Raw genomic sequence first — 13,279 nt, 5'->3', positions numbered from 1 at the left:
CCTCAAAGTAGAATCGAGGGTTTTCATGGGCATGGCCGTTTCCTCGGCCCGCGCTCCATGGAAGCCACTCGTCGACGCCACCCGGGTAGCCATGCCGCAGACCACCACGCCCTTCAGTCCCACCGTGTTCTTCGTCGAGGGCGGCAACGCGCTGTCGGCCTTTCGCGCCCAGGCCCTGCTGCCGCGGCTGCAGGCGGTGAGCGAGCGCATCACCGGCGTGGCGGCGCGCCATGTGCACTGGGTGTGGAGCGATGCCGCGCTGGACGCGGGCGCGCAAGACCGCCTGGCTGGCCTGCTGACCTATGGCGACCCCTACCAGCCGGGCAAGGACGAGGCCCATGCCGCGCTGGTGGTGGTGCTGCCGCGCCTGGGCACGGTGTCGCCCTGGGCCAGCAAGGCCACCGACATCGCCCACAACTGCGGTCTGGCCATCCACCGGGTGGAGCGCGTCACCGAGTTCCGCCTGCAGCTCAAGAGCCCGCTGATCGGCTCGGCCAAGCCGCTGAGCGAGGCCGAGCTTCAGGCCTGCGCGCTGCTGCTGCACGACCGCATGACCGAGAGCGTGGCCTACGCCCGCGAGGCCGGCCAGCACCTGTTTGACGCCCGCCAGCCCGAGCCGCTGGCCCATGTGGATGTGCTGGGCGCCGGCAAGGCGGCGCTCGGGCAGGCCAACGCCGACTGGGGCCTGGCGCTGTCGGCCGACGAGATCGACTACCTGGCCGACGCCTTCACCAAGCTGGGCCGCAACCCCAGCGACGTGGAGCTGATGATGTTCGCCCAGGCCAACAGCGAGCACTGCCGCCACAAGATCTTCAATGCCGAGTTCAGCATCGATGGCCAGCGCCAGCCGCTGTCGATGTTCGGCATGATCCGCAACACCGAGAAGCTGAGCCCGCAGCACAGCATCGTGGCCTACAGCGACAACGCCGCGGTGATGGAGGGCGGACCGGTCGAGCGCTGGCTGCCGCAGGGCTTCACCAACGCGCCGGTGTACGGCCCGCGCCATGAGGTGGCGCATGTGCTGATGAAGGTGGAGACGCACAACCACCCCACCGCCATCAGCCCGTTCCCGGGCGCCAGCACCGGTGCCGGTGGCGAGATCCGTGACGAAGGCGCCACCGGCCGCGGCGCGCGGCCCAAGGCCGGCCTCACCGGCTTCAGTGTCAGCAACCTGCACCTGCCGGGCCTGGCCGAGCCCTGGGAGCGCGATGCGGTGGGCAAGCCCGAGCACATCGCCAGCGCGCTGCAGATCATGATCGACGGCCCGCTGGGCGGCGCGGCCTTCAACAACGAGTTCGGCCGGCCCAACCTGGGCGGCTACTTCCGCGTGTATGAGCAGGATGTGGCCGGCGTGCGCCGCGGCTACCACAAGCCGATCATGATTGCCGGCGGCTTGGGGCAGATCAGCGCCGGCCAGACCCACAAGCTGCCCTTTGGCGCCGGCACGCTGCTGGTGCAGCTGGGCGGCCCGGGCATGCGCATCGGCATGGGCGGCGGCGCCGCCAGCTCGATGGCCGCCGGCACCAACACCGCCGCGCTCGATTTCGACAGCGTGCAGCGCGGCAACCCCGAGATCCAGCGCCGCGCGCAGGAGGTCATCAACCACTGCTGGGCGCTGGGCGAGCGCAACCCCATCGTGGCCATTCACGACGTCGGCGCGGGCGGCATCAGCAATGCCTTTCCCGAGCTGGTGGACGGTGCCGGCAAGGGCGCCACGTTTGACCTGCGCCAGGTGCCGCTGGAAGAAACCGGCCTGGCGCCCAAGGAAATCTGGTGCAACGAAAGCCAGGAGCGCTACACCCTGGCCATCGACCCGGCGCTGATGCCGCTGTTCGAGCAGATGGCCGCGCGCGAGCGCTGCCCGTTTGCCGTGGTGGGCGTGGCCACCGACGAACGCGCGCTGATCCTCGAAGACGGCCCCGGCGGTGAGCGGCCCATCGACATGCCGATGGACGTGCTGCTGGGCAAGCCGCCCAAGATGCACCGCGACGTGGCCCGCGTGGCCCGCCGCGAGGCGCCGCTCAAGCTCACCGGCGTGGTGCTCGCCGATGTGGCCCTGGCCGTGCTGCGCCACCCCACGGTGGCCAGCAAGCGCTTTCTGATCACCATCGGCGACCGCACTGTGGGCGGCATGAGCCACCGCGACCCGATGGTCGGCCCCTGGCAGGTGCCGGTGGCCGACTGCGCCGTGACCCTGGCCGACTACGCCGGCCTGCGCGGCGAGGCCATGAGCATGGGCGAGCGCACGCCGCTGGCCGCGCTGGATGCGCCGGCCTCGGGCCGCATGGCGGTGGGCGAGGCCATCACCAACCTGCTGGCGGCGCCCATCGAGCTGAGCCGCGTGAAGCTCAGCGCCAACTGGATGGCCGCCTGCGGCGAGCCGGGCGAAGACGCCGCGCTGTACGACACCGTCAAGGCCGTGGGCATGGACCTGTGCCCGCAGCTCGGCATCGGCATTCCGGTGGGCAAGGACAGCCTGTCGATGCGCACCAAGTGGGCCGACGCGGCTGGCCCCAGGCAGGTGACCGCGCCGGTGAGCCTGATCGTCACGGCCTTTGCCTCGCTCGACAGCGTGCAGGGCACGCTGACGCCGCAGCTGCAGCCGGTGGAGTCGAGCCTGATCCTGGTCGACCTGGGTCAGGGCAAGAACCGCATGGCCGGCTCGATGCTGGCCCAGGTGATTGGCCAGTTCGGCTGTCATGTCGAGGATGGCGTGCCCGATCTCGACGACGCCGCCCAGCTCAAGGCCCTGGTGACCGCGGTGAACCAGCTGCGTGCCCAGGGTCTGCTGCTGGCCTACCACGACCGCGCCGACGGCGGCCTGTGGGCCGCGGTGTGCGAGATGGCCTTTGCCGGCCAGACCGGCGTGAGCCTGAACGTCGACCTGCTGGTGACCGAGGGCGACGGCATCAGCGACAGCCGCGCCGAATACGGCGACTCGAAGAACTGGGCCAGCCAGGTCGGCGAGCGCCGCAACGAGCTCACGCTCAAGGCCTTGTTCAACGAGGAGCTGGGCGTGGTGTTGCAGGTGGCGCGCGCCCAGCGCGATGCCGCCATGGCCGTGCTGCGCCAGCATGGGCTGTCCAGGCACAGCCATGTGGTCGGCAGCACCAACAGCACGCGCACCGTGGAGGTGTGGCGCGACACCAAGGCCCAGTTCAGCGCGCCGATCCGCACGCTGCAGCAGGCCTGGGACGAGGTCAGCGCACGCATTGCCGGGCTGCGCGACAACCCGGCCTGCGCCGAGGCCGAGCATGCGGCAGTGGGCGCCGAGGGCGACCCCGGCCTGCATGTGCACCTGGGCTTCGACGCCGCCGAGAACGTGGCCGCGCCGTACCTGAACCTCAGCCGGCCCAAGCTGGCCATCCTGCGCGAGCAGGGCGTCAACTCGCATGTCGAGATGAGCTACGCCATGGCCCAGGCCGGCTTCGAGGCGCACGACGTGCACATGACCGATCTGCAGACCGGTCGCGCCCGACTCGACCAGTTCCGCGGCCTGGTGGCCTGTGGCGGCTTCAGCTATGGCGACACGCTGGGCGCCGGCGAGGGCTGGGCGCGCTCGATCCTGTTCAACCCGGCCCTGGCGGAAGCCTTCGCGGCCTTCTTCCAGCGGCCCGACAGCTTCACGCTGGGCGTGTGCAACGGCTGCCAGATGCTGGCCGCGCTGTCGCCCATCATCCCCGGCGCGCAGCACTGGCCCAAGTTCACCCGCAACAAGAGCGAGCAGTTCGAGGCCCGCCTGAGCCTGGTGGAGGTGCTGGACAGCCCCTCGATCTTCTTTGCCGGCATGGCCGGCAGCCGCCTGCCCATTGCCGTGGCGCACGGCGAGGGTTATGCCGACTTCAGCCAGCGCGGCAACGAGGCCCAGGTGGCCAAGGCCATGCGCTTTGTCGACCACCATGGCGCGGCCACCGAGCAGTACCCGTTCAACCCCAACGGCAGCCCGGGCGGCCTGACCGCGGTGACCACCGCCGACGGCCGCTTCACCGCGCTGATGCCGCACCCCGAGCGCGTGTTCCGCCAAGCCCAGATGAGCTGGACCCCGGGCAACATCGCCGCCGCCAGCCCCTGGCAGCGCATGTTCGGCAACGCCCGCCGCTGGGTGGGCTGATCCGGCCGCCGGGCGGGCCATGGACTTTGCCATCGAAGACCGGGCCACCGGCCTGGCCGTGATCCAGCACCTGCAGGGCCGCGCGGCCAGCGCCGGCGTGGCGCTGCGCGAGCCGCCGCCCGAGCCGGTGGGCTGCTGCGGCCGCGGCTGCAACGGCTGCGTGTGGGAGGGCTGGTTCTCGGCCGTGGCCTACTGGCGCGACGAGTCGCTGTTCGCCCTCGAGCCTTGAAGGCGAGCCCGGGGGGTGAGCCTTGAAGGCGAGCGCGGAGCTTGAGCCTTGAGCGCGCGCGCGGCGGCCGTGCCTCGGGGCCGCGCGCCGTTCAGGCGCCTGCCGTGGCGCCGGCCAGCTCGGCCACCAGCGCGCACGACTTCAGCCGCGCCGCATCGTCGTGGATGGCGCCGGCCATGATCAGCTCGTCGGCCTGCGTGCGCTCGACGATCTTGCGCAGTTGCGCGCGCAGCGTGTCGGGCGCACCCACCGCGCTGCAGGCATACATGCGCGCGGCGCCGGCATGCTCTTGCGGCGTGCCCATGCGGGCAAAAGCGGCCGGGTCCACCGGCCGCGGCAGCGGGCCACGCTCGCCGCGCTGCATGGCCAGAAAACGCTGCTGCAGCGAGGTGGCCAGGGTGGCGGCTTCGTCGTCACTGTCGGCGGCCACGGCGTTCACGGCCACCATCGCATGCGGCCGGGGCCAGCGTGCCGAGGGGCGGAAGCTGCGGCGGTAGATGTCCAGCGCCTGGTCCAGCAGATCGGGCGCGAAGTGCGAGGCAAAGGCATAGGGCAGGCCCAGATAGGCCGCCAGCTGCGCGCCATACAGGCTGGAGCCCAGGAGCCACACCGGCACCCGCGTGCCCTGGCCGGGAATGGCGCGCACCTTCTGGCCGGGCTGGGCCGGCTCGAGGTAGTGCATCAGCTCCTGCACCTCCTGCGCAAAATCGTCCTCGCCGGCGCCGTCCATGTGGCGGCGCAGCGCGCGGGCGGTGGCCATGTCGGTGCCTGGGGCGCGGCCCAGGCCGAGATCGATGCGCTCGGGGTACAGCGTGGCCAGCGTGCCGAAGGCCTCGGCCACGGTCAGCGGGGCGTGGTTGGGCAGCATCACGCCGCCCGAGCCCACCCGGATGCGGCGCGTGCCACCGGCCACATGGCCCACCAGCACCGCAGTGGCCGAGCAGGCCACACCGTCCATGTTGTGGTGCTCGGCCAGCCAGAAGCGGCGGTAGCCGCAGGCCTCGGCCTGGCGTGCCAGCGCGAGCGAGCGGGCCAGGGCGGCAGCGGCATCGGCGCCCTCGGGAATCGGGGCCAGATCAAGGACGGACAACGGCGGCAGGGTCACGGGGATACCTTCAGGCTGCGCCTGCCGGTTCTGGCCCTGGGGGCGGCCCGGCAGGCTGGTGCCACCATGATGCCGCGAAGCCTTTCGGCCCGTTGCCGCGCGGGGTTCTTTGCCGGCCCGCAACAGCACGGGCGCTGCGCTGGGGCAAGATCACAGCCTTGTTGCCCTTGGCCGGGGGCGCGGCCGGTGCGGCAGCCGGCAGCAGCTCCGGCCGCCTGATCGCCTGATCGCCATGCCCGCCAAGATCCTCTCGATCGCCATGCCCTTGCACCGCTCACGCTCACGCTTCGCCTGCGCCCTGGCTGGCGCCACCGGCCTGCTGCTGATGGCCGCCTGCCAGGCCCAGATGCCGGCTCCGGCCGCCGTGGCCACCCCGCCGCAGGCGACGCCCGAGTCGGCCCTGATGGCGCGCATCCGCGGCGAGATCGGCGAGGCCCGCTGCGACAGCGACGCGCAGTGCCGCACGCTGGCGGTGGGCGAGAAGGCCTGCGGCGGGCCGGGGCAGTACCTGGCCTGGTCGGGCCCGGCGGCGCGGGCGCGCAAGCTCGAAGCCTGGTCGGCCGAACTGGCCACGCTGCAACGCCAGCGCGCAGCCGCCAGCGGCATGATGTCCAACTGCCAGTACCTGCCCGATCCTGGCGCGGCCTGCGTGCAGCAGCGCTGCGTCCTGCGCGCGCCGGGCGCCGGCGGACCGCTGGCCAACTGACAAGGTGTGAATGAACCTGCTGCGCCGGCCCATGGCGGCCCTGCGCGACTCGCCGTACGGCAGTACGGCTGCGTTGCTCGAACCACCCTGAGCCCGCTGGCGACGGTTCAATCACACGCTTTTGAGCGCGTGGCGCCGTCCGGTCGGCCCGGGTGGCGCTCGGTCAACGGCCTGGCACCCTGCGTCGCAAGGCGGCCGGTGCCAGTTCGCCCGGCGTGTATGCTGCCGCGGCCATGAAACTCCTGCTTGATTCGTTCTGGCGCGCCGCCGCCTACTGCCTGCACCCCAAGATCATCGGCCTGTCGCTGCTGCCGCTGGGCATCGGCGTGGCCCTGGCGCTGGGCCTGGGCTGGATGTACTGGGAGACCGCCGTGGCCGGCGTGCGGGCCACGCTGGAAAGCTGGCTGCTGGTGGATGCCGCGCTGAAGTGGGTGGAATCCATCGCCGGCGCCTCGTTCCGCTCGGTGCTGGCGCCACTGATCGTGGTGCTGCTGGTGGCGCCGATGATCGTCGTGCTGTCGGTGCTGCTGGTGGCCATGCTGATGGGGCCGTCCATCGTCAACCTGGTGGCCGAGCGGCGCTTTGCCGCGATGGAGCGCAAGCGTGGCGGTGGCTGGCTCGGCAGCCTGGCCTGGTCGGTGGGCTGCACGCTGCTGGCCCTGCTGCTGATGGGCCTGAGCCTGCCACTGTGGTTCATCCCGCCGCTGGTGCTGGTGCTGCCGCCCCTGATCTGGGGCTGGCTCACCTACCGCGTGATGAGCTTCGATGCGCTGGCCGAACACGCCAGCCGCGACGAGCGCCGGCAGATCCTGCGCGAGCACCGCATGCCGCTGATGGGCATCGGCGTGATCACCGGCTACCTGGGCGCCGCGCCATCGCTGCTGTGGGCGGCCGGGGCGATGACGCTGATCTTCGCGCCCCTGTTCATCGCGTTGTCGGTGTGGCTGTACACGCTGGTGTTCGCGTTCTCGGCGCTGTGGTTCACGCACTATGTGCTGGCGGCGCTGGCCGCGCTGCGCCATGTGCGCGACGCCGAGCCCGCGCCCCGGGCCGCCGTGCAGCCCCTGCATGCCGCCGACGACCCGATGGTGATCGACGCCGAGGCGCCGGCCGCTGCGCCGTCGTCGTCGACCCGCCCGCCGGCGCCGCCCTCGGCCCCCGGGCCGTCGGCGCCCCCCTTCCTGCCGCCGCCAGTGTCCTGATCTGTCCGCACCCCCGCACCCGCACCCGCACATGCCCAGCTTCGGTCTCATCATCGTCGGCGACGAAATCCTCTCCGGCAAGCGCCAGGACAAGCACCTGCCCAAGGTGATCGAGCTGCTGGCCGAGCGCGGCCTGCAGCTCGCCTGGGCGCGCTACGTGGGCGACGACCGCGAGCGCATCACCGCCACCTTGCGCGAGGCCTTTGCCTCGGGCGACATCGTGTTCAGCTGCGGCGGCATTGGCGCCACGCCCGACGACCACACCCGCCAGGCCGCCGCGGCGGCGCTCGAGCGGCCGCTGGAATTGCAGCCCGAGGCCGCCGAGCTGATCCGCGAACGCATGCGCGACGTGGCGCGCGAGCAGGGCCTGCCTTATGAGCCCGAGCGCGCCGACAACCAGCACCGGCTGAACATGGGCATGTTTCCGGCCGGAGCCGAGATCATCCCGAACCCTTACAACAAGATCGCCGGCTTTTCGGTAGGCGATGTGCACTTCGTGCCCGGCTTTCCGGTGATGGCCCATCCGATGGTGGCCTGGGTGCTCGACCAGCGCTACGCCGGGCTGCACGGCGGCATGCGCCAGCGCGAGCGCTCGCTGATCGTGATGGGCGCCATGGAGGCGGCGCTGACGCCGCTGATGGAGGCCGTGGAGGCCGCGCACCCCGGCATCAAGGTGTTCAGCCTGCCCAGCGTCGACCATCCGCAGTGGGGACGCCACATCGAGCTGGGCGTCAAGGGCGCGGCCGAGGCCGTGCCGGCGGCGTTCGAGCAGCTGCGCAGCGGGCTGGTGGCGGTCGACGCCCAGCTCGGCCCCGAAATGGTGCGAGACTAACGCCCTAAAACGGGGCGACACATGTCGCCATCTTGGTGCATCAGCGGGATGGGCCTGGCCAGGGCGCATGCCATGCATTGGTGCGCCGTGCCGCGGTGGCGTGCGCCGGTGGGCGGTCGCAGGCATGCTTTCTGCTACATTGCCGTGCGCCTCCGCGCCCTGGGTTTTCCCGGCTGCGAGAGGCCACACACCACACCCATTCCATCGTTTGCACTGCGCCCCGCTAGGAGATTCTTGATGGCCAAGACCGTCGCCGACGTGATGTCGATGGTGAAGGAAAACGAAGTCAAGTTCGTCGACTTCCGTTTCACCGACACCCGCGGCAAGGAACAGCACGTTTCTGTGCCCGTGTCCCACTTCGATGAAGACAAGTTCACGTCAGGCCACGCCTTCGACGGCTCGTCGATCGCCGGCTGGAAGGGCATCGAAGCGTCGGACATGCAGCTGATGCCTGACCCGAACACGGCCAACATCGACCCGTTCTTCGAAGAACCCACGCTGATCCTGACCTGCGACGTGGTTGATCCCGCCGACGGCAAGCCCTACGAGCGCGATCCGCGCTCGCTGGCCAAGCGCGCCGAGGCCTACATGAAGAGCACCGGCCTGGGCGACGCCGCCTACTTCGGCCCCGAACCCGAGTTCTTCGTGTTCGACAGCATCCGCTGGGGCAACGACATGTCGGGTTGCTTCTACAAGATCGACGCGGAAGAAGCGGCCTGGAACAGCGGCAAGGAATACGAGCACGGCAACAACGGCTTCCGTCCGGCGGTCAAGGGTGGCTACTTCCCCGTGCCCCCGGTCGACAGCGGCCAGGACATGCGCTCGGAGATGTGCCTGATCCTTGAATCGGTGGGCATCCCGGTGGAGGTGCACCACCACGAGGTGGCCAACGCCGGCCAGATGGAAATCGGCACCAAGTTCAGCACGCTGATCCAGCGCGCCGACTGGGTGCAGCTGCAGAAGTACATCATCCACAACGTGGCCGCTGCCTACGGCAAGACCGCCACGTTCATGCCCAAGCCCATCGTCGGCGACAACGGCAGCGGCATGCATGTGCACCAGTCGGTCTGGAAGGACGGCAAGAACCTGTTCGCTGGCGACGGCTATGCCGGCCTGAGCGAGTTCGCGCTGTACTACATCGGCGGCATCATCAAGCACGCCCGTGCACTGAACGCCATCACCAACCCCGGCACCAACAGCTACAAGCGCCTGGTGCCCGGCTTCGAAGCTCCGGTGAAGCTGGCCTATTCGGCCAAGAACCGCTCGGCCTCGATCCGCATCCCCTACGTGGCCAACCCCAAGGGCCGTCGCGTGGAAGCCCGCTTCCCCGATCCCCTGATGAACCCCTACCTGGGTTTCGCGGCGCTGCTGATGGCCGGTCTGGACGGCGTGGAAAACAAGATCCACCCGGGCGAAGCCGCCACCAAGGACCTGTACCACCTGCCGCCGGACGAAGACGCGAAGATCCCGACCGTGTGCTCGAGCCTCGAGCAGGCGCTGGAGTACCTGGACAAGGGCCGCAGCTTCCTGACCAAGGGTGGCGTGTTCACCGACAGCTACATCGACGCCTACATCGACCTGAAGATGCAGGAAGTGACCCGCTTCCGCATGGCCACCCACCCGGTCGAGTTCGACATGTACTACACGCTCTGATGGCCAGGCGGCGGCCCTTGCCGGGTTGCCGCGGCCGCAGGACGAGGGCGGCGCAAGCCGCCTTTTTTTTGGCCTGCCAGCCGCGCCTGCGGCCACCCGCGTGCCGGGGTCTGCGGGCTGCCGGAGCGCGGCCCACCGTGGGCCACAATGCGCCGGCGGGCCGCCGGTGGGGCCCTGATCGGGCCGATTGACGATGCGCAGCACCTTCCTCGTTTTCATGTCACGGGCCACCCTGGCGGCGTGCTGCCTGGCGGCCGGCCCGGTGGCGGCGCAGGGCGGCGCCGTGTACCGCTGCCCGGGCAAGACCGGCGGCGCCGACGAATTCACCAACATGCTCAGCGCCGAGGAGGCGCGCGCGCGCGGCTGCCGCACGATCGACGGCGCGCCGATCACCATCGTGCAGGGCGGCCGGCCGCGCGGTGCGGCAACGGCCGGCAACGGTGCCAGTGCCGGGGCGGGTGCGGCCAGCAGCGCGCCGCGCGCCTCGGACGCCAAGGTCGACCCCGCCGCCCAGCGCCAGCGCGACACCGATGCGCGCCGCATCCTCGAGGCCGAGCTGCGCCGCGAGGAAGAACGCCTGGCCCAGCTGCGGCGCGACTACAACAACGGCGAGCCTGAGCGGCGCGGCGACGAGCGCAACTACCAGAAGTACCTCGACCGCACGGCCGAGCTCAAGGCGGCCGTCACCCGCAGCGAGAGCGACGTGGCCGCCATCAAGCGCGAACTGGCCAAGATCGCCCCATGAGCCCGCCCAACAGTTCGGCCGGCAACGGCGGCTCGCGCTTCGACGCGCTGGATCTGCTGGCCACCATGGTGGCCGTGGTGCGGCCCGATGGCCGCATGCTGTTCGTCAACGCCATGCTCGAGGACGTGGCCGGCCTGTCGCGCCGCTCGTTGATGCGCGGCAACCTGTTCGACTGGTTCGTCGACCCGCGCCAGCTGCGCGAGACGGTGGATTCGGTGTCGCGCAACGAGATCAGCACCGGCCGTTTTGACGGCACCTTGCGCCGTGCGCCGGTGGCCGCGCACGAGCTGCTGCCGGTGCATGTGATCGTCACCCAGATCGACCACCACGGCGGCGAGCGCGTGCTGGTGGAGATGCTCGAGATCGAGCAGCAGACCAAGCAAGACCGCGAGGAGCGCGCGCTCGGCCAGGTGCAGGCCAACAAGGAGCTGATCCGCAACCTGGCGCACGAGATCAAGAACCCGCTGGGCGGCATCCGCGGCGCGGCGCAGCTGCTGGCCATGGACATCGAGAGCAAGGAGCTCACCGAGTACACCCAGGTCATCATCCACGAGGCCGACCGGCTGCAGGCGCTGGTCGATCGACTGCTGGCGCCGCACCGCCGGCCGCATGTGGTGAGCGACGTCAACATCCACGAGGTCTGCGAACGGGTGCGCTCGCTGATCCTGGCGGAGTTTCCGCGCGGCCTGGCGGTCAAGCGCAGCTACGACACCTCGATCCCCGAGTTTCGTGGCGACCGCGAGCAGCTGATCCAGGCGGTGCTCAACATCGCCCACAACGCCGCCCAGGCGCTGGCCGAGCGCATGGCCGCGGGCGACGCGCAGATCGTGCTGCGCACGCGGGTGGCCCGCCAGGTCACCATCGGCAAGCAGCGTTTTCGATTGGCACTGGAATTGCATATCGAGGACAACGGACCGGGCGTGCCCGAGGACATCCGCGATCGCATCTTCTTCCCGCTGGTTTCGGGGCGTGATGGCGGATCGGGCCTCGGGTTGACTCTGGCGCAGACGTTCGTGCAGCAGCACCAGGGCATGATCGAATGCGACAGCGAGCCCGGCCAGACCGTGTTCCGTATCGTGATCCCGTTGCCATGAGCAAGGTGCGGGGTCCGGCAACCAGGCTGCCGCATGAAACCCATCTGGATCGTTGACGACGACCAATCCATCCGCTTCGTGCTCGAGAAGGCGTTGGCCCGTGAGCAGTTCGCCACGCGCAGCTTCTCGAACCCCCGCGACGTTCTTGCCGCACTCGACGACGACGCGCCGCAGGTGCTGGTGAGCGACATCCGCATGCCCGGAGGCTCGGGCATCGACCTGCTGGCCAAGGTCAAGGAGCGCCTGCCCGGCCTGCCGGTGATCATCATGACCGCCTACTCCGACCTGGACAGCGCGGTCAGCGCCTTCCAGGGCGGGGCCTTCGAGTACCTGCCCAAGCCCTTCGACCTGCCCAAGGCGGTGGAGCTGATCCGCCGCGCGGTCGACGAGAGCGTGCGCGAGCAGGTGCGCGACACCGCCCAGGCGCAGATGCCCGAGATGCTGGGCCAGGCGCCGGCGATGCAGGACGTGTTCCGCGCCATCGGCCGGCTCAGCCAGAGCAATGTCACGGTGCTGATCACCGGCGAATCGGGCTCGGGCAAGGAGCTGGTGGCGCGTGCGCTGCACAAGCACAGCCCGCGCGCGGCCGGCCCGTTCATCGCCATCAACACCGCGGCCATCCCGAAGGATCTGCTCGAAAGCGAGCTGTTCGGCCACGAGCGCGGCGCCTTCACCGGCGCGCAGACCACGCGGCGCGGGCGCTTCGAGCAGGCCGACGAGGGCACGCTGTTTCTCGACGAAATCGGCGACATGCCCTTCGATCTGCAGACCCGCCTGCTGCGTGTGCTGAGCGACGGGCAGTTCTACCGCGTGGGCGGCCACCAGCCGCTGAAGGCCAATGTGCGGGTGATCGCCGCCACGCACCAGAACCTGGAGCAGCGGGTGCGTGAAGGCGGCTTCCGCGAGGACTTGTTCCACCGCCTCAATGTGATCCGCCTGCGCCTGCCGCCGCTGCGCGAGCGCCGCGAGGACATCGCCGGCCTGACCCGCTTTTTCCTGGCCAAGAGCGCCAAGGAGCTGGGCGTCGAGGCCAAGCGCATCACCGAGGCCGCGCTCGAGCGGCTGATGGCCTTCGACTTTCCGGGCAATGTGCGGCAGCTCGAGAACGTGTGCCACTGGCTCACGGTGATGGCCCCGGCCCAGGTGATCGAGCCCAAGGACCTGCCGCCCGAGCTGCTGAGCGAGGCGCCGCTGCTGGCGGCTGGCGCGCCGGCCTTGTCGTCGGGCGGCGGCCAGCCGGTGGCGATGGGCGAAGCGCCGGCCTCGGCGCCGGCCTGGGTCAGCCTGGGCTCGCCGGCGCCCGGCATGGCACCTGAGGTGCCGACGGCCGCCATGGCGCCGGCCGTTCAGGCCCCGGCCGGCTGGCTGAACGACCTGCAGCGCGAGGCGCGCCGCCTGCTCGAATCGGGCGACCCGCAGGTCTGGGACACGCTGACCCGGCAGTTCGAGGGACAGCTGATCCACACCGCGCTCGAGATCACCCGCGGCCGCCGCATCGAGGCGGCGCACAAGCTGGGCATCGGCCGCAACACCATCACGCGCAAGATCCAGGAACTGGGCCTGGACGATTGAGCCGGGCTGCCCGGCGGGCCGGCTGCCCGC

At 70.6% G+C, this 13,279-nt stretch carries 10 protein-coding genes; 9 read left to right on the top strand and 1 reads right to left on the bottom strand.

Annotated features, from left to right (window positions below):
- Positions 1–91: 91 nt before the first annotated feature.
- Positions 92–4,111 (top strand): phosphoribosylformylglycinamidine synthase, encoded by a 4,020-nt coding sequence (gene purL, locus N4G63_RS08030; RefSeq protein WP_314599559.1) that lies wholly within the window; start codon positions 92–94, stop codon positions 4,109–4,111.
- Positions 4,112–4,130: 19 nt separating this feature from the next.
- Positions 4,131–4,340 carry an oxidoreductase-like domain-containing protein gene (locus N4G63_RS08025; RefSeq protein WP_260787811.1) on the top strand — a complete coding sequence of 70 codons (210 nt, stop codon included), beginning with the start codon at positions 4,131–4,133 and terminating at the stop codon, positions 4,338–4,340.
- 91 nt (positions 4,341–4,431) lie between these two features.
- Here N4G63_RS08025 and N4G63_RS08020 read toward each other — a convergent pair whose 3' ends face one another.
- Entirely contained in the window at positions 4,432–5,439 is a 1,008-nt protein-coding gene (locus N4G63_RS08020; RefSeq protein WP_260788670.1) for an LLM class flavin-dependent oxidoreductase, read from the bottom strand.
- Between the two features lie 238 nt (positions 5,440–5,677).
- On the opposite strand from N4G63_RS08020, the gene N4G63_RS08015 reads away from it, so the two are divergent.
- From N4G63_RS08015 to ntrC, 7 genes are all read left to right on the top strand, one after another.
- Positions 5,678–6,151 carry a hypothetical protein gene (locus N4G63_RS08015; RefSeq protein ID WP_260787810.1) on the top strand — a complete coding sequence of 158 codons (474 nt, stop codon included), beginning with the start codon at positions 5,678–5,680 and terminating at the stop codon, positions 6,149–6,151.
- 233 nt (positions 6,152–6,384) lie between these two features.
- Positions 6,385–7,353: an EI24 domain-containing protein gene (locus N4G63_RS08010; protein WP_314599558.1), complete on the top strand. Its 969-nt coding sequence runs from the start codon at positions 6,385–6,387 to the stop codon at positions 7,351–7,353.
- Positions 7,354–7,384: 31 nt separating this feature from the next.
- Positions 7,385–8,185 (top strand): competence/damage-inducible protein A, encoded by an 801-nt coding sequence (locus N4G63_RS08005; RefSeq protein ID WP_260788669.1) that lies wholly within the window; start codon positions 7,385–7,387, stop codon positions 8,183–8,185.
- A 237-nt stretch (positions 8,186–8,422) separates the two neighbouring features.
- A complete protein-coding gene (gene glnA, locus N4G63_RS08000) occupies positions 8,423–9,838 on the top strand; it encodes a type I glutamate--ammonia ligase (protein WP_260787809.1) in 1,416 nt (471 codons plus the stop codon).
- Between the two features lie 217 nt (positions 9,839–10,055).
- A complete protein-coding gene (locus N4G63_RS07995; protein WP_260787808.1) occupies positions 10,056–10,583 on the top strand; it encodes a hypothetical protein in 528 nt (175 codons plus the stop codon).
- On the top strand, positions 10,580–11,677 hold the full coding sequence (gene glnL, locus N4G63_RS07990; RefSeq protein WP_260787807.1) for a nitrogen regulation protein NR(II): 1,098 nt from the start codon (positions 10,580–10,582) through the stop codon (positions 11,675–11,677). The genes N4G63_RS07995 and glnL overlap by 4 nt, the downstream gene beginning before the upstream one ends.
- Before the next feature lie 33 nt (positions 11,678–11,710).
- Positions 11,711–13,249, top strand: a complete 1,539-nt coding sequence (gene ntrC, locus N4G63_RS07985; protein ID WP_314599557.1) for a nitrogen regulation protein NR(I) — start codon at positions 11,711–11,713, stop codon at positions 13,247–13,249.
- The last annotated feature ends 30 nt before the right edge of the window (positions 13,250–13,279 follow it).

The sequence above is a fragment of the Aquabacterium sp. OR-4 genome (assembly GCF_025290835.2).
Lineage (GTDB): Bacteria > Pseudomonadota > Gammaproteobacteria > Burkholderiales > Burkholderiaceae_C > Pseudaquabacterium.
The sequence above is the reverse complement of the archived record's forward strand: the minus strand, read 5'-3'. Positions and strand labels throughout refer to the sequence as shown.

Coding starts and splice junctions, on each gene's coding strand:
- purL (WP_314599559.1), top strand. CDS start 92: ATGCCGCAGACCACCACGCCCTTCAGTCCCACCGTGTTCTTCGTCGAG.
- N4G63_RS08025 (WP_260787811.1), top strand. CDS start 4,131: ATGGACTTTGCCATCGAAGACCGGGCCACCGGCCTGGCCGTGATCCAG.
- N4G63_RS08015 (WP_260787810.1), top strand. CDS start 5,678: ATGCCCGCCAAGATCCTCTCGATCGCCATGCCCTTGCACCGCTCACGC.
- N4G63_RS08010 (WP_314599558.1), top strand. CDS start 6,385: ATGAAACTCCTGCTTGATTCGTTCTGGCGCGCCGCCGCCTACTGCCTG.
- N4G63_RS08005 (WP_260788669.1), top strand. CDS start 7,385: ATGCCCAGCTTCGGTCTCATCATCGTCGGCGACGAAATCCTCTCCGGC.
- glnA (WP_260787809.1), top strand. CDS start 8,423: ATGGCCAAGACCGTCGCCGACGTGATGTCGATGGTGAAGGAAAACGAA.
- N4G63_RS07995 (WP_260787808.1), top strand. CDS start 10,056: ATGTCACGGGCCACCCTGGCGGCGTGCTGCCTGGCGGCCGGCCCGGTG.
- glnL (WP_260787807.1), top strand. CDS start 10,580: ATGAGCCCGCCCAACAGTTCGGCCGGCAACGGCGGCTCGCGCTTCGAC.
- ntrC (WP_314599557.1), top strand. CDS start 11,711: ATGAAACCCATCTGGATCGTTGACGACGACCAATCCATCCGCTTCGTG.